Source organism: Bacteroidales bacterium, from assembly GCA_035647615.1.
Taxonomy (GTDB): Bacteria; Bacteroidota; Bacteroidia; order Bacteroidales; family 4484-276; genus SABY01.
Genome location: DASRND010000005.1, coordinates 73,683 through 95,811, shown reverse-complemented (window position 1 = coordinate 95,811; position 22,129 = coordinate 73,683). Strand labels below are relative to the sequence as shown.

Below are 22,129 nucleotides of genomic sequence, written 5' to 3'. Positions count from 1 at the left end.
AAAACCTACAATCGCCGCAGAAAGTTTTAATACACATCGCGTTTCTCGTCGGTGTGGTAGAGATCGAGCGCCAGAATGATGGCAAAGAATCCCCACACGGGAACCGAGGCTTTGTCGGTGTCGAGGAAGTTGTTGAGGAAGCCGTGCACAAAATAGGCGATAAGTGCCAGCACACTTAGCAGCGCCATCAGCCTTACCTCCGGATTGGTGGCACGGTGGTACACCTTGAGGCCGGTATAGATGCCGATACCCAGAACGAGCAACAGCGTGAGCAATCCCGGCAGCCCCTGTTCGGCCATTGGCCCTATGTATTCGCTGTGGGCATTGCCCAGGTCGCCGGCGTTGGTGCTGATGATGGTTTTTTCTTTGCTGCGCTGAAACGGCGCATATAAAAACTGGTAGGTACCTGGCCCCCATCCCAAAAACGGACGCTCCCGAAACATTCGTAAGCCGGCCTGCCAGCGGTTGATGCGTTCCAGGTTGGAGGCATCCGACGAAATATTATAGATGGACTGCACGTGCTCCACAAAGTCGGTGGAAGAGTCCTGCTCATTGCGTTCCAGCACTTCAAGAATCTGATGCTGAAAACTAAAGAAGGCTACCAGTAAAATAACAAAAGTGGTAAGCAACCATTTGAACTTGATCTTTAGCAAAACAATAAAATAGACTATCAATGCTACAATGACGCTTACCCAGGCAGCGCGGCTATAAGAAAGTATGATGGCCGCCATCAAAACCAGGAACACTATCAACGTGGTGGCACGCACCGAAAAACTATACGACTTGTCAAAGATAAATCCAAAGATAAATGGAATAAACATGGCAATAGCTGCTCCATAGGCGGTGTGGTCGTTGTAAAATGGCGTCATCACCCAGTGTCCTGAAACCTCAGTAAAACCGAATTGCGCATGTCTGACAAGGGTGTAGCCGATTACGATCATCAAGCCAATTACGTAGAGCCAGATAAAACGTTTGGTGTTGCTAAATTTGCGAAACAAAATAACAGCAACAAAATAGAACGGAATGACAAACCACAGTCGCGCCATTAAAAACTTAATGCTCACTACAGGCAGCTCACTGGTAAAAGTGGTGATGAGAATCCAGGCAAGATTGAGCAGTATGGCCAGAGTAAGCGGATGGCGCATCACCCGGCGGTCGTAAGGGAACCCTCCGAAAATCTTTACAATAAAAAAAATGAGCACGCCAAACATCAATGGCTCTGTGGGCAACGAAATCCCAAGGTTGGCTTCGATACTTTCGATGTTGATAGCCAAGGGTGTAGCAAAAACGATGAACAGCAAAAGCTTGTCGAGCGAAAAAATATACATCAGCAGCAACACAGCCACCAGTGGTACCAGCAAAGCCCAGTAAAACTCATGCACTATGAGCACCGCATTAAGCACGATAAACAAAAGGCTGATGCCGTAGACCCAATATGTTTTTACTTTTTCAGTCAAGGAGCTGAGAAGTTTTTTTTTAATAAAAAAGATTTAAAAATTGCGTCGTATCGAATCCATATTTTCCATCATGAGTATCACCACGAAAGAGGAAATAAAGACTCCTACTGCCGCAAGCAGCACAATAACCCAACGAACAGGGTGCGACTTTTTATCAGCCGGAAAAGGCTCAGAAATTACATTGGAATAAGTGATATTACGGTTGGTAAACATCAGCGCCTCATCGTAATCTATTTTCACTTTGCCGTATTCCGCGATAAGGTCATAGTAACGATTGTTGTAGTAGGTGTAGATGCCGCCGTATTCTTCGATGTTTTCCTTGAGTTGAAGTACCTCGCGGGTGTTGATGTTTTGGGCAGCGTTGTTGCCATCGACGGTACGCAGGAAACCGCGCGCTACTTCACGCGACTGGTTGGGATAATCGATAATGCCATATTCTGTGCGGATTCCGTGAAGGATATTTTCGACAGAGTCGATCTCTGCTTGCTTTGCATCCAGTCGATCACCAAAATACGTCAATACCTCCTTGTACTTTTCATGGTGGGTACCAAGCACCTTCTCATCGTAAAACTTGATAATATCATTCACCATGTTGCAGGCCACCACAGGGTCAGCATCAAAAACCTCGATTTTTATAGTCTCAAAAGGAGTTTTGCTCATGATCACGTTCTTACTGTATTCGTAAATAATTGTCGAATGAAAATACTTGTAAGAACTATCGATTTTGTAACGTTGGGGGAGATTGTACTTAAGAATGATCTTGTCGCGTATCTCTTTACTTTTCAAAAACTCCAGCATCTGTTCCGATCTGCTTTCTCCTGAATATGGCTCCATATTAGAAGGATAAATCAACGCGAACGACTTGAACATGGGCGTGATGAACAGCGGCGAGGAGAAAAAGGCTGCCAGAACCACTGCTGCCAGAACAAGGATCGCTAGATGGATTTTCCACTTGAAGAGCAGTTTTAGTAGATTAGTGTTTGTGAAGTACTTGCTCATTTGCGTGTTGTATTTTTCTGTTTGTTGATTATTATGAGGTTCATTTTTTTGTTGGTAACTTTTTGGGGCATCATCCTCTTTTTCTTTTTTGATATCGCCAGCCGTTTCTTCTTTTTTTGGCGACGAGCGCTCCGGCCGACTTACCGCCTCGTCGCACTGCTGATACCGGGGCGGCGATTCTTGCCGGGGCGGCGGCGGGTCTTTGTCAGGTGGTCGGTTTAAAGACTTCCTGCCAATTTGATTACCCGACAGGCTGCTGAAAACATCCGGAAAGTAAGTAGTAACATTTTCGACAATCAAGAGCAGGATAAGCGTAAAAAGAAAACTCGAAATGGTTGCCACCAATACGATAAGCCAACGAATGGGGTAGGATTTCCGCTCGGCTGTGTAAGCACTGTCTACCACAAATTTAACCGGCAGCACCTCTCGTGCATCAGTTTTGACCTCTTCGTATTTGGCGCGCAGCATACTAAGCTGCTTCTTCTCGTATTCGAGCGCATCCCGAATCGACACGTATGGACCGCCATATTGTGCTAACACTTCGAGCTTTTGCTCCAGCCGCCTTACTCCCGCGGTATTGTCGTGGGCAAGCTCTATGGCCAGTTGCTGGTTGATCATCTCGGCCTGCGACTCATAATCGTGCACACCGAAACTACGCAGCTTCGAGAGCGAATCTTCCATGGCGGCCACCTCATCGCGCTGCTTGAAGTACTGCTCTTTTACAATCTCAAAAGCCCGCTGTGCACGTTGCTTTTGCATGTCGTTCTTGGTTGAGTCGAGCAGCTCGGCAATATCGTTGGCAATGTCGGCAGCCATCTGCGGATCAGTATCTAGAACTGTGATTTTGACCGCCATAAACTCGGTACGCTTAAAAGAAATATTATCTTCATATTTCTGATAAAGACGTGTATGCCTGAAGGATGATTTGGGGCTGATGCGATAGTGTTGCATCAGATCGTAGCGTTCGATAATCTTGTCTCGGATCCGGTTGGAATGCAGTATCTGCAAAAGCTGTTCTGTTTCCTCGTCTTCGCCAAAAGCAAGGATATCCTTGTCGCTGCCAGTATTTTCGATAAGCAAAGCTTTGGAAATAGCATTGGTTGCTGCCGGATAAAGTATCACCGTCGACTTAAACTTGGGAGTAATAAACCATGGTGAGGAGAAGAGAATAGACCCTAAAAACGCTATCGCTGTAACAACCATCAGCGGTTTGCGCCACTTATGCAGAAACAACAAAATGTTGGATGAATCAAAAATCGGATAATCAGATCTCCGGACCGCCATAAATGTTAAGATTAAAATGGGTGCAAAAGTAGGTTTTTTTAAATTGAACCTTTCCCACTTGCCCCCGCCAATTAGTTGTTAATATTATTAATAATGAGCTTCGTCGCTTTTTAGTATTGAAATAAAGTTTTTAATATCAAGCAATTTCAACAATGCAGCCAGCAACACCGAGCCAATTCCCATGCTTACAATGTTTATCATCCAGCTATCCGAGAAATGGGGTGTAAAATAAGCAAGCGCTCCTACCCCAGCTACAAATGCTGCCAGGCTAAGCAAATATTTGCGGTCAGGTTTCCATCGGAAAAGACGCGAAGCAAACCAAATCTGCAGGATCGAAGTGGTAAATTGCGTAATCACACTTGCCCAGGCCGACCCTTCGGCCAGCAGACGTGGCACCAACAGAAAGTTGATGGTAAGGTTGATGGCCATACCGCTGGCTGCAATAATGTTAAGGAGCTTCAAATTGCCGCTGGCCGTGAGCAAAGTGCCGAAAACATAAGAGGATGAAATTGCTATAAATCCAAACATTAAAATGCTGAACACCCTGGCCGACTCTTCTACATGCGCATGATACATCAGTTGCATCAGCTCTGTGGCATAGCTGTAGGAAGCAAACGCAACCACTGTGGAAAGCACGATGAGCAAACTAAACGCCAGCTTAACAATCTGTAGCACCGACTCGTTGTATTTGAGCATGCGCGAAAAGAGCGGCAGCAGCAGTCCGGCAAACAAAAATGCGATCATATTGCCTGCATCCAGCAGACGGTAAGCCGAAGCATAGATGCCCACCTGCTCTTCCCCGATAGCTTTTGGAAGCAGCCGCTCTATCATCACCGGATCGATGCGGTTGTAAAAAGCCATCAGCATCACCAGCAAAGCAAACGGAAGGCTTTTTTTGATGATAATAACGAAAAAGGCTAAGTTCCAGCTCAAGTGTCGGAAGGCCGCCTTTCGTACTACAATCACTAATGCGAAAATCGCAGTAAATACATACGAAACCGTTTGTGCATACACAAACCACTCGATGCGGAATGGCTCCGTGGTGATGTGCCCCCAAAGCAGCGCGCCACAGATGATGATCATTAGCACACGATCGAGGATCGAAAGAAAGCTGTCGGTACGAAACATGAGCAACCCCGAGATGTTGCTGCGCAGATAGAGAATAAACGACAGCAAAAACTGATTGAAACACAGCACCCCGAGAATCGCCAACTGATGCGAATTAAACCCGATGAGAAAGGCCACCGAAAAAGTTACCACCGCGTACACCACCGCCAGCAGCAGTTTGATGATGACGATACCTGAAAAATGCTTGTTCAGCAACTGGTTGTGCTGCGCTATGTTTCGGTTGTTGTAGTTGGTAATGCCGAAATCGAGCAGAATATTGAAAAGGAAGGAGAAGTTGAAGATGACGTAGTAAAAGCCGTAATCCTCTGCACCCACAACGTTTTGTACCGTACGGTCGATGCCCAGCAACCAGAATGGCTTCACCATCAGATTGAGCACCATCAACAGAATAAGGTTAGAGAGAAACTTCTTTTTCATCAGCAAGCCGGCCCTTCGGTATCATTGTTTTAGTGAACGCTTGTAATAGACGGCCATTTACGCCGAAAGGTTGCGTAACAGCCCGTCCAACAAAAGCCGGCAAAACTACAAAAACAAACCCGTCCCTCAGGCCTGGTTTTTCATTATTACACCGCTGAGACGCGGAGGCGCAAAGATTAACAAAAACAATTTTTTCTTGCTTTCCTCTGCGCCTCTCCGTCTCTCCGCCTCCGCGGTTGGTTCCTTGCGCCATGCTCTATGCTCTATGCTCTATGCGCCATGCGCCACGCGCCATGCGCCATGCTCCACGCACCATGCGCTCCGCCCCCCGCGCCCTGCCTCACATCTTCTGCACCTTCACTGTGTCGAGCACCTGCCCGTTGAGCACTACACTCACCAGGTAGTAGCCTTTGGGCAGCTTGCGTTGTTGGCTATCGTCGGCATGCCAGCGCACGCGGAAGTTTCCGGCTGTGGTTTGGGCATCTATCAGCGTGTTTATCAGGTGGCCTTCGAGGCTATGTACAAGTAGGCGCAGGTGACCTTCGGCCAACAGTGTAAACTCTATCGAGGTACTTTGCTGCATGGGATTGGGAATGGCTTTTACAGGATAACCAAGATACTTGGGGCGCTCCTGCCAGATGCCCGGCGTGACGTCGCCAAACTCATAGGCGCCCATGTCGATTCTTCCGCCCTGGATGCGTGCCCTGCCGGCCAGGTCGGTGGCGGGAAGGTGCAGCGTGTCGTGGTTAGGAAAGTAAAGCACATGTTTCCCATTTTCGTTTTTTATGTACGGCGGCTCCATGCCTTCCTGGTACATGGGCGTGCCGGCATCTATACAGGGTGAGGTGAGCTGCAACTGGTAAGGGTGCTCTCCAGTGCCGGTAAAGAGCGGGTTGCCTTCGATGTTGTTGGCGCCATAATGCAGGATGTTGTAATTCTGACGATTCCAGATGTCGTCGAGACCCAGCTCGATGAGGGAGTAATCCAGATAAAGCACGCCGGGCGTCTGCAGTGGTGGCTCTACCCCCAGAACGATAGAGGGATGCTCGTTGCCATAAAAAACAGAATTATACACATAGCTGGTCATGTTGTTCCAGGTAGCATAAGCTCCCGGCAGATGGTTCTCGTTTTCGTTGTGCGCCACGGTGATATTGGAAAGCCTGCTTTCTCTTGCACCGACAGTAATTGAACTCAAAAACTCGGCGCCACCCCACCAATCGCGACAATAATTATGCGCAACCAACAAGCCTGCATTGCTTGTAATTAGTGGTCTCAATTGAGTATAACTGTTGGTAATACCAATACCACCCCCGCTACCATACATATCCAAATAAGGTCTGTTGTAGGCAGCAATACAATTTTGCATACTAATAGCATCATTTGTGACTTGCTTTTCTATGTAGAAAGAGGTCACCCCCCTCCCTCCTGTATTATTAATAAAATCAACATTTCTCAATCTGATTTTATCGTAAGTATGCAAAAGAGCGCCGCTCCTGTCTAATCCCAAACAATTTTTTACTACAATATTCTCCATCAAAAAATTATAAACCGCATCATTTATTTGTACTGAACCACAACGGGCATAGTTTTCGTTAATCAGGGCACTGCCGTTTTGCAGGGTCAGGTTCTTAATTTCTAAATTATATGTCATCCTTCGTGCACTGTAATGTAGCCAGGTCTCTTCGGCATCAAGTACGCAGGTGTTTTTATCCACTCCAATTAAGGCGGAGTTGCTGCGCGCATTAACAGGAAATATTTCGTCATTAATCGACGGGCTATAGGTTCCGGGCAGCACATGGATCGTACGCTGGTTATTGGTATCAGGCTGTATCCTGGTCATTGCATACCAGATATTTTTTAGAGGCTCTTCCGGTGTAAGTCCGCTATTGGTATTGTCGCCGTCAGGGCTTACGTAAACGTCGGCGGCTACCTGATTGATCATGGCATGATTTACCTGCAATTCGTAGTCATATACCGGAATCGCATTGTTGGTATGATAATTATACATACAATATCCCTGATCCTGCGCAACCGTAAATGTGTCCAGCTTGATAAAGTTGCACTCAACTTCAAAGTGCTTGCAGATATCATTGCCCTTGATGGAATGATTACAATAAATATTGTTTAAATCGATGGTGTCGAAGTTGATGTAATCGCCCCCACCGGCCCATACTCCTCCGCCATATTCATAAGCTGTATTGTTTTTTATCGTGGTCGAAATTAAATCAAGATTAGAAAACCATACGGCAATTCCTCCACCTGCTGTACATGACAGATTATTTTGGATGACACAGTCGGATACAGTTGCATCTGCATGATACAAAACAATCCCCCCTCCGGCGAAAGTATAAATCTCCGGATTTCCACGTGAATTGCCATTTTGAATGGTTAGCCCACAGATCATACCTTTTGTACCTGCGGGCAGGTAATTCATGTCTATCACCGCTTTTTGTACATTGCTGCCATCGATGATGGTTTGAACCACGTACTGCCGGTCGCCAGTGGTAAGGTACAAACTGGCAAGGGTGAGGGGTTTGCCGTTGATGTGCAGATTTTCATAATAGGTACCCGGCCAAACCAGCACCGTGTCGTTGAAAGCGGCAGCGTCGATAGCCTGCTGAATAGTTGTATAATCACCCGTGCCATCCTGCTTTACGGTGAGCACAGCGGCAGAGAGGGAGGAAGAAAGCAGGAAGAGAATTGAAAATAGTAAGTAGTAAGTAGTAGGTAGTAAGTAGGAATATAGAAAAGTTGATATTTTGGATTTCTGTCTCATGATTTTAGTTTTTAAATTGTTTAAAAAAACCTTCTCCCGAAGTCGGGTCGGGAGAAGGTTTTTGGATGTTTAGCGTATCAACACTACTTTTTCATTTGCAATCATTTGGTCGTTTGCCGAAAGGCGGATGAGGTAAATCCCATCGGGGGCGGTTTTGCCGCCGGGGCTACCGCCGTTCCAGGCCGCTTCGTAAAAGCCTTCGCTGTAGCTCCCCTGCATCAGAGTAGCTACGCGCTGCCCGCGCATGTCGTAAACAGAGAGTGTTACGTTGGAAGCCTCGTTGAGCACGAAGCTGCACATCACCGAATGGCTGAAAGGATTGGGCGAAGGCGGTTGCAGCATCACCGCCGCATTGCAGCGTGCAGATTCGCCGGATTTAAAGGAGATGACATAGTAGGGTTGCCGCTCGCCGGTATAAATCGTACGGCTGACGCGCTTACCGGTGATGCGGTTCACCACCGAATAATCATTGCTGCCCAGCCTGGCCGACTTAAAGCCGCTCCAGGTTTCCACTGTGATGGGTTCACCTGAAGGCATGCCTGCCAAATACGCGTTTACCTCGGTAATGCTGTCGCCGGGCCTCACCACGGCAGCGCCTACGCAACTGTCGGCAACCATCAGGGCTATCTCCTGAATGCCGTCGGTGCTGTCCATTTCAAAATAAAAGGGAACATAATCTGCTTTTTTGGTGTAGGTGTAATAGTCGGTGGCGGGATGATCTACAGGAGTACCCGGGCTGGCATCGTTGTTCCATACCAGCGTGCAGTTCTCTTTTACGGTTACGATCACACCATCTCCGTAACGGATCGGCGAATCCAGACTTGGACCCTGCACGATAACACCATCTTTTAGTATCAAAGTCCAGTGCTCGGTAGAGATGCGCGTTAGCTTGTTCCACACCCCTGCAAAGGCATCCTGCGGATCAAGCGGATATTCCAGGAAGTAACCAATCCAGTTTTCGTAAGCGGCGTTGAGCGGGATGGGCGTGTTGGGATCGAGCACCGTGCCGTGGACCGGCAGATTCTGGACAACCGATGAGCTGCTAAAGTATTTATAACCTTGGGTACTTATTAGCGTCGGCAATTCGTCAACATTCCAATTTTGAAATACATAAGTCAATGAATAATTTTCCCCGATCACACTTGTAATTAGCTTAAAATAATCAGGGAATGGGTCGAGATTTTCCAACAGTGCCTGCGAGCTATACGGATCGTTGCCCAAACGGGGCATGCACGGAAAAGAAATCCAGTTCCAGTTTCCGGTGAGGGTACGCGTTTCGGCGTGGGTAGTAGCAAACAAGGCGTTGCTGGTTATAAAGCCGGCACAAAACAAATTCTCCTTACCGGGATAAAAACTCAGGCGTTGCCCTTTGCCCTGGTATGTCTTAAACATAGCATTGAAAGAGTGCTCTTTAAAATAAGAACCTGTAGCAATTACCTCCGGATCGTTCATAAAGTCAAACATCATAACGTGGGTCGTAACCCAGGGATCACCGGAACCCGTTGAGACTAAAAAAAACCTGTTGTTGTCAATATCCATCACCATATCATCAAGCTGCGTGCTGGCCGTAAACAGCTGCGGGAGATTATAAACAACCGGTTCCACGTTGATTCCCGCAAAACGCATCAGCAGGTTGGTCGTGATGCCATACACAAAATGATCGTTTGGGTTGTAAAACATACTATGCACCGTTTCAGGAAAATTGAAAGACTTCGTCTGCAAGGTAAACCCATTCCACGGATCGATCGTTCCGATTGCATTGGCATTTACACAATACAATAATTGAGAGGATGCATTGTAAGCTGCTGCTTGTGCATGGGTAAGAGTCGTGGTATTGACCAACGTACAGGTTGCGCCCTGGTCGCTGAAAAACCTGATTTTACTGCCGCAATAGTCCACCTGAGCAATATAGTGCGTGTTGCCTTTGCTCATATAAATAAAATCATGGATGCACCCGTCGAAGAGGTAAGGTGAGGCTTTGAGGTTCAGACTATAATCATAGAAATAAAATACGTCCTGTGCACAGGTTCCGGTGAGGCAACCCAGCACAATGGTTTGATTAGGTGTTATCAGATGATCCAACTTACTGCCAACTAAAGCTACCGTGGTGTTGGTAATGGTGTAGTGATCTACATCAAAATACATCATCTTCAGCATAGCATCAGGATCGTCCATATCCACATACGCCACATAAACGTTGGGGTTGTCTATCTCAGAGCTGTCGCTGCAAAATATGTCAACCGGATTAAAATCGAATGCCGGCTGTATCTTGCGTATCACCTTTGCCGACGAGGCATTCAGCTCCAGGATGTAGCCCCGCTGGTTGTATTTGTGTACAGCCACGTATATTTTGTCGCCCTTGCGGCAGGTAGCCGACACCTGCCCGCCAATATCGATCACCTTATCCTGCGCCGGCGCAAAAGTAAGCGCGTTGCCGTTGATAGGCTGAACGACGCAGGCATTGCCCACGGCGGTGTTGGCAACAATCCTGTACATTTGCCCCATCAGCGCCGACACCTGCGTAGTGTAGCTCAGCGTGTTCTTGTCGATGTACAAAACATCCGTTGCACCGCTGGCCAATACCTGCGTCGGGTTTTGCGCCAGGCCATACGGATTGTCAGCCGCAATGGTCGATAGCAAGCTGTAGTTGCCCAAGGGTTTCCCTATGATATTCACGCCCGAACCTGTCGGGTTGTAACCGGCAGTGTAGAGCCGGTTGTGGCCAGCATCGGCAAGCATAAAACGTATTTGGCTAAAGGTGTTTTCAATCTCATACAGAACAACACCTCCGGCATTGTAAACGTCAAGTTTGTCGGTATCTTTTTCGTGGGCAAAGAGGTGCTGGTTCATGGCAGCAAGATGGTCGAAGCTTTTCTCAGGCGCCACAACAGTTAACCCGGAGAGATTATGGTTGTACATCCTGATGCCGTGGTTGGTAGCTACAGATATTTTGTAACCAATAAACATAGGGAGCAATGTCATATCGTAGGCCACAACATCATTGGTTATCGCAGAATTTTGCGCACCATCGGTTAAGCTATACTTGTTCAGCACCGTTTTGATAGTTCCATCCGGACCAATCACCACCATAAAATAAAGTATCGAAGCATCGGCGCTGCAATACATTAGCGAGGCGCGCTGCACCACGCCACTTTGTAGCGGTGGCACCAGTTGCGTCTTGTTGTGGAAGGCATCCAGCGCCAGCAACTCGCCAAGCATGGTGAGGCAATATACTTCGTTGGTGCTGCTGTTTACAGCAATCATCGGCTGCTGGTAGTCAGAATAAAAAGCCAGGAAGTTGTCCACATCACAAATGTCGATGGTTTGCTCAGGCTGCAAATCAGCATTGCACACCATCACTTTTCGGAAACCGTAGATGTAATATTTCCCGTTGTGTGGGTTGTAAAGCACATCCTGCGGCAGGAAACCGCCATCGGTGCCGGGCAGTTCTATCAGGTCGGCAAAAACATCCACCGTGTTGTCGGGGGGTGAAGCATGGGTGCAGTTGATCTGCACGGTGTCATTAGCAAAACCGAATCCCGGCCTGGCCAGGCCTTTGTCGATGATGGTGCCACCCAGGTCGGTGATGGTCAGTATCACATCACCGCCCGCCAGGGTGTCGCTGCGGCTAACCAGGCTGCATGTCTGCGATGAAAGCGGCAGCCATCCGCAGCACATCAGCATAATGAACAGAAGAGAGTGAATATGTTTCATGATTAAAGATTTTAATGTTGAATAAATTTTTGGATAGAATAGAAATACAAAATTTAGTGTTCTGAATTTCCGGAAGAGCTATGGAGGCCGGATTGGAATTTTGCAGATATACGCAATAAAGTATTCAATTGCGATTTCACAACTCTCTCTCTCTCTCTCTTGTCGAGAAATCAAAGACCGGAAGAATTGTACAAACTAATTTCATCGCCTTCATTTTTAAGCTTGAGCCCACAAAGTTAAAAAATATCAAACAGGAAAATACAAATGGTTCATTAATATTTCACCGCTGAGACGCGGAGCCGCAGAGATTAGTAAAAATAGTTTTCTTTACGACTTTCCTCTCCGTCCCTCCGCCTCCCCGTCTCTCCGTCTCTGCGCCTTTGCGGTTGGTTTCTTGCGCCCAGCGCCATGCGCCATGCTCTATGCGCCACGCCTCCTCTTTGCAAGATAACGCAAGGTAGCTCCGACAAAATAAATTTACCTTTGTTGCATTGTAATTATCATTTTAATCACTATCAAAAATCAAAACCGATGAAACGAATGCTTTTTATGGCTGTGGCTGCCGCAACAATCGTTCTTGCCGCCTGCAACAGCGCCAACCAAAAAACTGACACCGACATGAATCCTTTTCTCACTGCCTACAACACGCCTTACGATGTGCCACCGTTCGATCGCATCAACAACGATCATTTTCTGCCGGCTATTCAAAAAGGTGTAGAAGAACAACAAGCTGAAATTGCCGCTATCGTTGACAATGCCGAACCTGCCGATTTTCACAACACCATCGAAGCGCTCGATGCCAGTGGCATGCTGCTGCGCCAGGTAACTACCGTCTTTGGAAACCTGCAGTCGGCCAACACCAGCGAAGAGCTGCAACAACTCGCCAAAGAAGCTGCGCCGCTCACTTCCAAAAACTACGACGACATCATGCTCAACCAGGAGTTGTTCGACCGTGTGGCTGCCGTTTATGCTAACCGCGATGACCTCGACCTGACGACAGAACAAAAGACGCTGCTGGATAAAACCTACAAGCGTTTCAGCCGCAATGGCGCAGCCCTCGACGATACCCAAAAAGATCGTCTTCGCAAAATCAATGAGGAGCTTTCGCTGCTCTCGCTGCAATTCGACGAAAACCTGCTGGCCGAAACCAATGGATTTCAACATTTCGTAACGAATGAAGCAGACCTCGCCGGGCTTCCCGAAAATGTAAAAAATGCCGCCGCCGAAGCTGCTGCCGAAGCAGGACAATCCGGCAAATGGCTTTTTAACGTCCATAAGCCCAGCCTGATACCTTTGCTACAATATGCCGACAACCGCGACCTGCGCCAAAAGATGTTTGAAGCTTACATCAACCGTGGCGACAACAACAACAATTACGACAACAAGAAAATCCTGACCCGTCAGGCTTCCCTACGTGTAGAACGCGCCAATTTGCTGGGCTATCCTACCCACGCCCATTATGTGCTCGAGGAAAATATGGCCCACACCCCCGACCAGGTATATGCGTTGCTGGATGAGGTGCTGGTGCCTGCCCGCACCATGGCGCAAAAAGAAGCCGTTGAGCTGCAGAAGATGATCGATGCCGAAGGCAACAGTTTTGAGCTGCAACCGTGGGATTGGTGGTATTATGCTGAGAAACTGAAGATGCAGAAATATGATCTCGACGAAGAGCAACTGCGCCCTTATTTTGAGCTTACCAACGTGCGCAACGGCATGTTTGAAGTAGCCGGAAATCTCTATGGTATAAAATTTGAAAAAGTGGAAGGCATTCCCGTTTATCATCCCGACGTGCAGACCTATGCCGTTAACGAAGCCAATGGTGAGCCGGTGGGTTTGTTGTACATGGATTTTTATCCGCGTGCCTCCAAAGGCGGCGGTGCCTGGATGACCTCCTATCGCAAACAGTACAAAACCGATGGCGAAAACGTAACCCCGGTTATCTCGATGGTAATGAACTTTTCCAAGCCTACCGGCGGCAAACCCGCACTGCTGAGCTTCGACGAAGTCACAACGATGTTTCATGAGTTTGGCCACGCACTGCACGGACTTTTGAGCGATTGCAATTATATTACCCTTTCGGGGACGTCGGTGCCACGCGACTTTGTGGAGCTCCCTTCGCAGGTGATGGAAAACTGGGCTGCCGAACCCGAAGTGATGAAAAGTTATGCCCATCATTACGAAACCGGCGAAGTGATTCCCGACGCGCTTATCGCAAAGATTCAAAATGCAGGTAAATTCAACCAGGGCTTTACTACCACGGAATATCTCGCTGCCTGTTACCTCGACCTCAACTGGCATACACTCGAAACCACCGACGAACAGGATGCTATTGCTTTCGAAAACGCTGCCATGCAAAAGATAAATATGCCCAAACAAATTGTGGTTCGCTATCGTTCGCCATATTTTGCACACGTGTTTGCCGGCGGCTACTCCGCAGGTTATTACGGCTATCTCTGGGCCGAAGTTCTGGATGCCGACGCCTTTGAAGCTTTTAAAGAAACCTCACTCTTCGATGCCGAGACCGCAGCAGCATTCCGCCACAACGTACTCGAAAAAGGCGGCACCGACGACCCGATGACTTTATACCAGAACTTCCGTGGCAAGGCGCCACAAAAAGAACCAATGCTCAAGCGCAAAGGTTTGATATAGTTTAGTTATGAAGATAATGACGATAAATATAAAGCCTCCGGAGACGGGGGCTTTTTTTTTGTTAATGACTCATTGTTGTCCGGCTAAAAATTGTAAATCCCCGCCACCTGCCGGGGAATTCACGATAGGCGATTTAGTTTTGTAGCACAAAAGTAATCCTCCAACCACTAATGCCTCGCAGAGGTTTTACACGTAAAGGATAAATCACATTTTGAATTATTATAATTTCCGCGACGATAAGCCTCGCAGAATCGAAAGTATGGTAGAATGCCACGATCAAATTCGAATAGGAGCCTCGCAGAGGCGGCAGTATGGTAGAATGCCATGATCAAATTCGAATAGGAGCCTCGTAGAGGCGGCAGTATGGTATTAAGGCAGAGACAAATTAAAATATAGCCTTCGGAGAATTTCAAAAATAAAAAATGAATATCCAGGAATTTCACCGAAATAAATTTCCCGTTTTAAAATGAGGTGCCGCTCCTAGGAACTTTGCGCAGTGTCGCCGACATTTCTATCTGCCATATCACCGCTCCTCCGGAACTTGCTATAATATCCACAAAAAAAAAGAGCTTTCCACGTGGAAAGCTCTTTTTTAATTTTTTTAAACTCATATCAGTTCATTATTGCATCACCACCTTTTCAATCCAAACCTTAGTTCCATTGGTGAGCTTTACAAAATAAAGTCCCTGCGCATGATCGGAAAGGTCGATGAAAGTGGCGCCACTGATATTTTTTGACAGAACCTTTTGCCCCGAACTGTTGAGGATTTCCATCTGATATTCGTCAGCAACGGCAACATTTATTACAAAACTGCCTTTGGTTGGGTTGGGATGAATTGTGAAGACTTTTCCCGCACCCGGAGTTTCTTCAATTGCTGTGGGCGAAGTTATACGGATGTTGGCCAGGTATAGGTTGTTACCAAACTTATTCAACGATTCAAACATCATCATTACGTTTTGTTTGCCGGCATATTGGCTCAGGTCTATATTGATGCATTCCGTATCGGTAATCAGCTCGCACCACTGCTCGGGGCCGGTGGGATCGAAGCTGGCAGTTTGCGGTGGCACAGTGGCAAAATCGTCGCCGCTGCCGCCAAACACGCGGTTCCAGTTTTCACCACAATCGTCAGAAATATAAATAACCAGCGAATCCTTTAGCGCCATGCGATAGGTGTAGGCATAATCCACCATCAGCATAGGATCGTTGATGTCGGTGAGATTGAGCGGCGGGCTTACCAGTTGGTCGCGTTGGTTCATTTGGTTATAATTAAAAAAGTTCATAAACGCTGCCGGCGCATCACCCGGTGACCAGGTGGGCTGCGTAATTTCCCAGGTTTTCTGATTGTCGGGATTAATAACATTCCAGCTCTGCTTTTCGAAGCCGAGACTAAAATCAGCAGTAAAAGGTGCTGTGTAGCCACCCGACTGAACATAGTTTTCTTTGGTGATGATATCGAAACCAACGCTATTGCTAGCTTTAAGCGTAACGGTGTAAGGCACCGAAGATAGAAACTGTACCACCGGATCGGCACTGTTGGCAGAAGTATTTTCTAAAAAAACCACATCACCTGGCACAAAAGTCCATTCCCAGGCAATGGGAGCATTTTGAGAGAGGTCGGTAAAATAAACCGACTCACCAGCACAGATGGCTGTGCGCGAAGCAGAAAATCCGGCAATTGGCAGCAGCAAGGCATCCACCTCGATGTAATTTTCAAATGTGACGCTGTGTGTACCAAATTCATTGGTAACCACCAAAGAAACATCAAAAGTACCGGGATTTTCATAGGTCACCTCCGGATTTCTTTGAGCAGAAGTAGCCGGATTGCCTCCTTCGAAAAACCATTCCCATTGTGTGGGAACACCCGACGACATATCCTGAAAATTTACTGCCGAATTGGGCGGTACCGTCGTTTGGTCGGCAACTAAGTTGGCGACAGGAACAGCATGATACATATCGGAACTCCACAGCCCACGGCCATAGGTACCGGCGCGGATAACATCTTCTGCCGGATCGTCCGCGTCGTAATAAATCTCCAGCTCAGTCACGCGTGCGCTGGCCGGAAAGCCTCTGTTGAAAAGCATCCAGTCGTCCATAAAAGCATCGCGATAAAAAATACCACCATCGGTACCCAGATAAATTCCTTCCTGGCTGTTGCGGTAGCGGGCCAGGTCATTTTTGCTTACTCCGGGCAAGCTACCGGTGATGTCCTGCCACGTTACCCCTTTGTCGATCGACTTATAAACTCCTGTGCCCTGGCACATGTAAACCGTTGACGGCTCGAAAGGATCGGCTTCCAGGTCATTGATGTTGACGTTGGCTGGCAGTGAGCTGGTGAGGTTGACCCATTGCGGAGAAGGATCGTTTGCATTGTCGGTTCTGAAGAGCGTCCTGTCTTCGCGCGAAGCGTATAAAATATTTACATCGGCAGGCGAATGTTCCATCACACGCATCAGCACATTGTTGGTGCCGCCCAGGTTGTTGGATATTTTCGTCCAGCTTGGGCTTCCGGTTTTAACATTAAGGGCTCTCCATACATTTTTAAAACCGGCAAACATGGTGGTGGAAATTTCTTCGTGCAGCAGGAATGGTGTCACCCAGGAGCCGCTTTCGTTAATTCCCCCCACACCGTTGCCGGCAATTTTCGCCTGCTCATTGTTGTTGACGATACGGTAAATATCGCCGTAATATATCGAACCATAGCTATACAATGCGTTTTGATGGTCGACCACGCACTCCATACCGTCGCCGCCCAGATTGGTTCTCCAGTTGTCGGTGCCAATGTAGGTGGAGGTTCCATTGTCCTGATATCCATTGATAACTTTGTCGCGAACGGTAGCGCTCTGGCCTATTTTATATACCTGGCTAATGGCCAATCCATCGCTTATCTCGTGCCAGGAAGTACCCTGGTCGTCTGTCCAGTAGATGCCGCCATCGTTGCCGGCATAAAGCCGTCCGTCGAGGGGATTGTATTCGAGTACGTGCAGGTCGGCATGCACGGCAGGTACGCCGCAGCTGCCCGTCCAGTGTGAGCTGATTTCCCAGTTTGTGCCACCATCGGGCGATTTGAAACAGTTGACACCGCCGGCAAAAAGAACCTCCGGATTTACAGGATCGGCAGCCACCTCCAGGTCGTACCAGGCTTGTCCGCCACTGCCACCGTTGCAGTCCCAGCCCATGATGTTGGGTGAGGTTGACCTTACGGTAAAATTCAATCCTGCGTCTGTCGATCTGTATAAACCCTTAAACGAATCGCTGGTGGTCAGCAGGAAATAGACGAGCTGCGGACTGGCCGGTGACACAGCTATTACAGCGCGGCTGCCACCAGGGAGGCCCGAATTGATCTGCTCCCAGCTTTCGCCGCCATTGGCTGACCGGTAGAAAGCACCGCCGCCACTGGCATAGAGAATCGCGGGATCGTCGGGTTTCATTACAAGCTCTTTAAAGTTTCCACCTTTTTTATTCTGCCAGCTTTCGCCGCCATTTGTAGTTTTAAAAATACCATTACTGGTTGCAGCCCAAACTATCAGCGGATCTTCGGGATGTATCACCATCCGTCCTACAGTAGCATTACCCATACCATTGTTGTAGAGCGTCCAGTTTTCGCCACCGTCGAAAGATTTGAGCACGCCGATGCCGGCAGCGTCGCTTGCGTCGCGGTCGCCGCTACCGATGTAGATAATTAATGGATCGTCATAATCGACGGCAATAGATGAAACACCCAACGAAGGAAGCTCGTCGGTGGTGGTACGCCAGGAGGCACCGTAGTCGTCGCTAAGCCAAAAGCCACCCGAAGGTGCTCCGAGATAGATTATCTTGGCTTCGGTAGGATGAAAAGCAAACGCATTGATTCGCCCAAGTCCTTCGTATCCTTTGCCCGGTATTAAATGTGGCCCCAGATTCTCCCAATTGCCGTCAGCAGATTTTTGATCCGGAAACTTGTCGAGATAGCTGTGATATTCATTCCAAACAAGGTCAGCAGGCGGACGGTTGCCGTCGGCATCTATGCGACTGATCATCATATACTCCCACCGCTTAAAAGGTTTCCAGCCACAGCTTTTGGTTACTTCACGATCTTTCCAGTAAACCTCAAAAGCATGCTGTACTGTATAAAAATTTACTGCCTCATCCTGCATCATATCGATCCAGTAAGGATGCTCAGCAAGCTGTTTGTCGGTGAGATTGTCGTAATCCTGCGCATCAACGAAAGTCAGCGATGTGAGGATAAACAGCATCACGAAAGAGAAAATAGTTTTTTTCATTTTAGAAATTTTTTATAAATGATTCGTTATTCGATTATCAATTTTTTTTTACAAAATTAACCTTTTGGTCAGAATGGTCGCCACTTCCTTAACTTCTAATTTCTAACCTCCATGCTCTTTGTGCCATGCGCCAAGCTCTATACGCTAACACCCAACCTGCTCTGTGCGTTGGATAATTTCGTTTTGTAAATCTTCGCCCAAATCGTTGAAGTAGTCGCTGTAGCCAGCCACCCGCACGATAAGGTCGCGGTGTTGTTCAGGATGTTTCTGAGCGTGACGCAGGGTTTCGACTGAAACCACATTAAACTGGATGTGATGTCCGTCGAGGCGGAAATAGCTGCGCACGAGTTGGCCAAGCCTCGGGATGCTCTCGGGGTCGTCAAAAAAGGAAGGTGTAAACTTCTGGTTGAGCAAGGTTCCGCCGGTACGAAGATGGTCAATTTTGGCGGCAGACTTCAGCACTGCGGTGGGGCCATTTTTGTCGGCACCCTGCACGGGCGAAATTCCTTCGCTCAGCGGCACTCCGGCTTTGCGCCCGTCGGGCATAGCGCCGATGACGCTGCCAAAATAGATGTGGCAGGTGGTGGGCAGCAGGTTGATACGATGCACTCCGCCCCGGATGTTGGGCTGGCCATCGACAGACCGGAAGAAAATCTCAAAAATTTCTTTAGTAAGATCGTCAGCATAATCGTCATCGTTGCCATATTTAGGTGTTTCATAAACCAGCTGGTAACGTAGCTCTTCGTAATCTGTGAAGTTTTTGCGCAAAGCATCCACCATGCCGTTCATCGAAATGGTCTTGTTGTCGAAAACGTGATATTTTATCGCGGCAAAGCTGTCGGTGAGACTGCCCAATCCCACGCCCTGAATGTAAGTGCTGTTGTAACGAGCGCCGCCGGCATTATAATCTGTGCCATTGGCCACACAGTCTTCGATAATCAGCGAGAGAAAAGGAACAGGCAGGTTGCGTGCAAAAAGGCTTTCGATGATGTTGTTGCCTTTAATTTTGAGATGGGCAAAATAATTTTCCTGTTGTTCAAAAGCGGCCATCAGGTCATCGAAAGTTTTAAAATCGGTTGCTTCACCGGTTTGCGGCCCCAGTTGTTTGCCGGTGCGCGGATCTTTGCCATTATTTAGCGTAAGCTCCAACATTTTGGTGAGGTTGAAATATCCCGAAAGAATGTATGCCTCCGTACCAAAAGCTCCTGCTTCCACACATCCGCTGGCGCCTCCGTTGCGCGCGTCTTCGATGCTCTTGCCCTGACGCACCAGCTCCTGTACTATGGCGTCGGTGTTGAAGATGGAGGGTTGCCCAAATCCTGTTTTGCTGATTTTTAATGCGCGATGAATAAAGCGATCGGGATTCTTTTTGCTCAGCTGAACCATCGAGCCGGGTTGCAACAGCCGCATCTCTTCTATCACGTCGAGGATGAGAAAGCTTAGCTCGTTCACAGCATCGGCACCACCGCTGGTGAGGCCGCCGGTATTGATGAGCGTAAAGTCGGTGTAGGTGTTGCTTTCCTGTGCCGTTACGCCCACTTTGGGCGGCGCCGGGTGGTTGTTAAACTTTATCCAAAACGACTGAAGCAGCTCTTCGGCTCTTTCGCGCGTAAGCGTGCCGGCATCAGTTTCTTTTTTATAAAAAGGCAACAGGTGCTGGTCGAGGCGCCCGGGGTTGAAGCTGTCCCAGGGATTGAGTTCAGTAATCACACCCAGGTGGACAAACCAATAATATTGCAACGCCTGGTGAAACGTCTGCGGCTTGTGCGCCGGAACTTTGCGGCAAATCTCAGCCAAATCGAGCAGCTCCTGCTTTTGCTGCGGCTGCTCCTCAGCCAGTTGCTCCAGCCTGTCGGCACAACGCCCCGCATACATGATGATGGTCTCAGCGGCAATGCGCATTCCCTTCAGCTCCTCGCGCCTGTCGAGTGCCTGCGGATCGTTGTAAAAATCAAGCTTTGAAATGGCATCATCAATGTCGGCGATGATGTCGAGCATGCCCTTGTGATAAATCTTGTCGCCGGCCACGGTATGTCCGGGCGCACGTTGCTCCTGAAACTCTGTAAACATCCCCGCTCCATAAGCATCCAGCCACGCCTGATCCATGTTGGCCATAATCTTCTCGCGGTTGCTTTTGCCTTTCCAGTAAGGGATGACAATATCGCGATAAGCGCTTCGCGTTTCTTCGTCGCTTGTAAAAGAAACCTTCGGACGCGTGTGCAGGATTTCCAGATCCTGCAGCGTGTGCAGGTTCACCTCCGGATAGGTGGGCGTAGCTTTTGGCGCCGGGGCACGCTCGCCTGTGATAAACTCATCAGCATCCACATAAAGGGATTTATTTTCCATGATGTGCCTGAAACAAAGGGCGCGCGCCACCGGCACTGAAACACCGTGTGCCGCTCCCGACTGGTAAAAATCTGTCACCAGCAATGCCCGCTCGGCGGTGAGCCGGTTTACAGCCCGCAGGCTCTTTTCTCTTAGTTTTGCTATTCTTTCGGTTATCATCGTTTTTGTCGTTTTTTATTAATAAAAAAATAAACATGCACCGGCGACGCTACCCGCCGATGGTTACTTGAAAACCTCTTGCTTCGAAAAATTCTTTTGCCGGCAAAAGATCATTTCTTTCTAAATTTTCGAGGCCGTTAAGTCGGTTCTCCTTTCCCCAACGCGCGTATTTGTGCTGCGCCATATTGTGAAAAGGCAAAAGATGCACCTGGCGGATGCTGCCCAATTCCGTAATGATTTTAGCGAAAGCTTCGTTGTCGGCTTTGCTGTCGTTAATGCCCGGCACCACCGGAATGCGGATGATGATGTTTTGATGCTTTTGGGCGAGCCGGCCCAGATTTTCAAGGATAAGCTGTAACGATCCGCCGGTGTATTTCTGGTGCAGTTCGTCATCGTGATGCTTCAGATCGTAAAGAAATAGATCGGTGAAAGGCAATATTTCTTTCAGGGTTTCCCATGGAGCATGCCCGCTGGTATCTACTGCTGTATGGTAGCCTCGATCTTTGCAACGTCGGAGCATCTGTTTAAGAAATTCCGGCTGCATCAAAGGCTCACCGCCACTAAAAGTAATTCCCCCACCCGACTCATCATAAAAAATAGCTTCCTTGTCGATAATCGCCATCACCGCTTCGGTGGTGGCGCGGTAGCCCATGGTATGCCTGCGGCTGTGACTGATCTCATCCAGCTTCGTGACGATCGTGTCTGTCTCCGGAGCTGCCAATTGGCTCTCGGGATTGTGGCACCACCAGCAGCGCAACGGGCAACCTTTGAGAAACACCGTGGTGCGGATGCCCGGCCCGTCGTGCAATGCAAAACGCTTTATGTCGTAAATTAAACCTTCCATCATGCAACATCAGGCTAACGATAAAGTCAGCCTGCTTTGTTTTAAAAAAGTTTTTGGTGAATATTTTGTAACAAGAAAATAGACGTGTTAAGGCTGC

The 22,129-nt window shown here is 48.2% G+C and carries 10 protein-coding genes; 1 reads left to right on the top strand and 9 read right to left on the bottom strand.

Annotated elements, in window-relative coordinates:
- Positions 1-26 precede the first annotated feature (26 nt).
- The 6 genes from VFC92_02510 to VFC92_02485 all read right to left on the bottom strand — a co-directional run bounded on the left by VFC92_02510 (position 27) and on the right by VFC92_02485 (position 11,775).
- Positions 27-1,457, bottom strand: a complete 1,431-nt coding sequence (locus VFC92_02510; protein ID HZK07049.1) for an O-antigen ligase family protein — start codon at positions 1,455-1,457, stop codon at positions 27-29.
- Positions 1,458-1,490: 33 nt separating this feature from the next.
- Positions 1,491-3,740: a hypothetical protein gene (locus tag VFC92_02505; GenBank protein ID HZK07048.1), complete on the bottom strand. Its 2,250-nt coding sequence runs from the start codon at positions 3,738-3,740 to the stop codon at positions 1,491-1,493.
- An 87-nt stretch (positions 3,741-3,827) separates the two neighbouring features.
- The gene (locus VFC92_02500) at positions 3,828-5,285 is read right to left on the bottom strand and encodes an oligosaccharide flippase family protein (protein ID HZK07047.1); all 1,458 of its coding nucleotides are present in this window, start codon (positions 5,283-5,285) and stop codon (positions 3,828-3,830) included.
- Positions 5,263-5,538: a hypothetical protein gene (locus tag VFC92_02495; protein ID HZK07046.1), complete on the bottom strand. Its 276-nt coding sequence runs from the start codon at positions 5,536-5,538 to the stop codon at positions 5,263-5,265. Before VFC92_02495 ends, VFC92_02500 begins: the two co-directional genes overlap by 23 nt.
- A gap of 87 nt (positions 5,539-5,625) precedes the next feature.
- Positions 5,626-8,061 carry a choice-of-anchor Q domain-containing protein gene (locus VFC92_02490; protein ID HZK07045.1) on the bottom strand — a complete coding sequence of 812 codons (2,436 nt, stop codon included), beginning with the start codon at positions 8,059-8,061 and terminating at the stop codon, positions 5,626-5,628.
- 69 nt (positions 8,062-8,130) lie between these two features.
- Positions 8,131-11,775: a FlgD immunoglobulin-like domain containing protein gene (locus VFC92_02485; GenBank protein HZK07044.1), complete on the bottom strand. Its 3,645-nt coding sequence runs from the start codon at positions 11,773-11,775 to the stop codon at positions 8,131-8,133.
- A gap of 531 nt (positions 11,776-12,306) precedes the next feature.
- Here VFC92_02485 and VFC92_02480 point away from each other — a divergent pair.
- Positions 12,307-14,424, top strand: a complete 2,118-nt coding sequence (locus VFC92_02480; protein HZK07043.1) for a M3 family metallopeptidase — start codon at positions 12,307-12,309, stop codon at positions 14,422-14,424.
- Between the two features lie 620 nt (positions 14,425-15,044).
- Here the strand turns inward: VFC92_02480 and VFC92_02475 are convergent.
- From VFC92_02475 to VFC92_02465, 3 genes are all read right to left on the bottom strand, one after another.
- A complete protein-coding gene (locus VFC92_02475) occupies positions 15,045-18,683 on the bottom strand; it encodes a PKD domain-containing protein (GenBank protein HZK07042.1) in 3,639 nt (1,212 codons plus the stop codon).
- Between the two features lie 144 nt (positions 18,684-18,827).
- Positions 18,828-21,188 carry a trans-4-hydroxy-L-proline dehydratase gene (gene hypD, locus VFC92_02470; GenBank protein ID HZK07041.1) on the bottom strand — a complete coding sequence of 787 codons (2,361 nt, stop codon included), beginning with the start codon at positions 21,186-21,188 and terminating at the stop codon, positions 18,828-18,830.
- 49 nt (positions 21,189-21,237) lie between these two features.
- On the bottom strand, positions 21,238-22,035 hold the full coding sequence (locus tag VFC92_02465; protein HZK07040.1) for a glycyl-radical enzyme activating protein: 798 nt from the start codon (positions 22,033-22,035) through the stop codon (positions 21,238-21,240).
- Between the last annotated feature and the right edge of the window lie 94 nt (positions 22,036-22,129).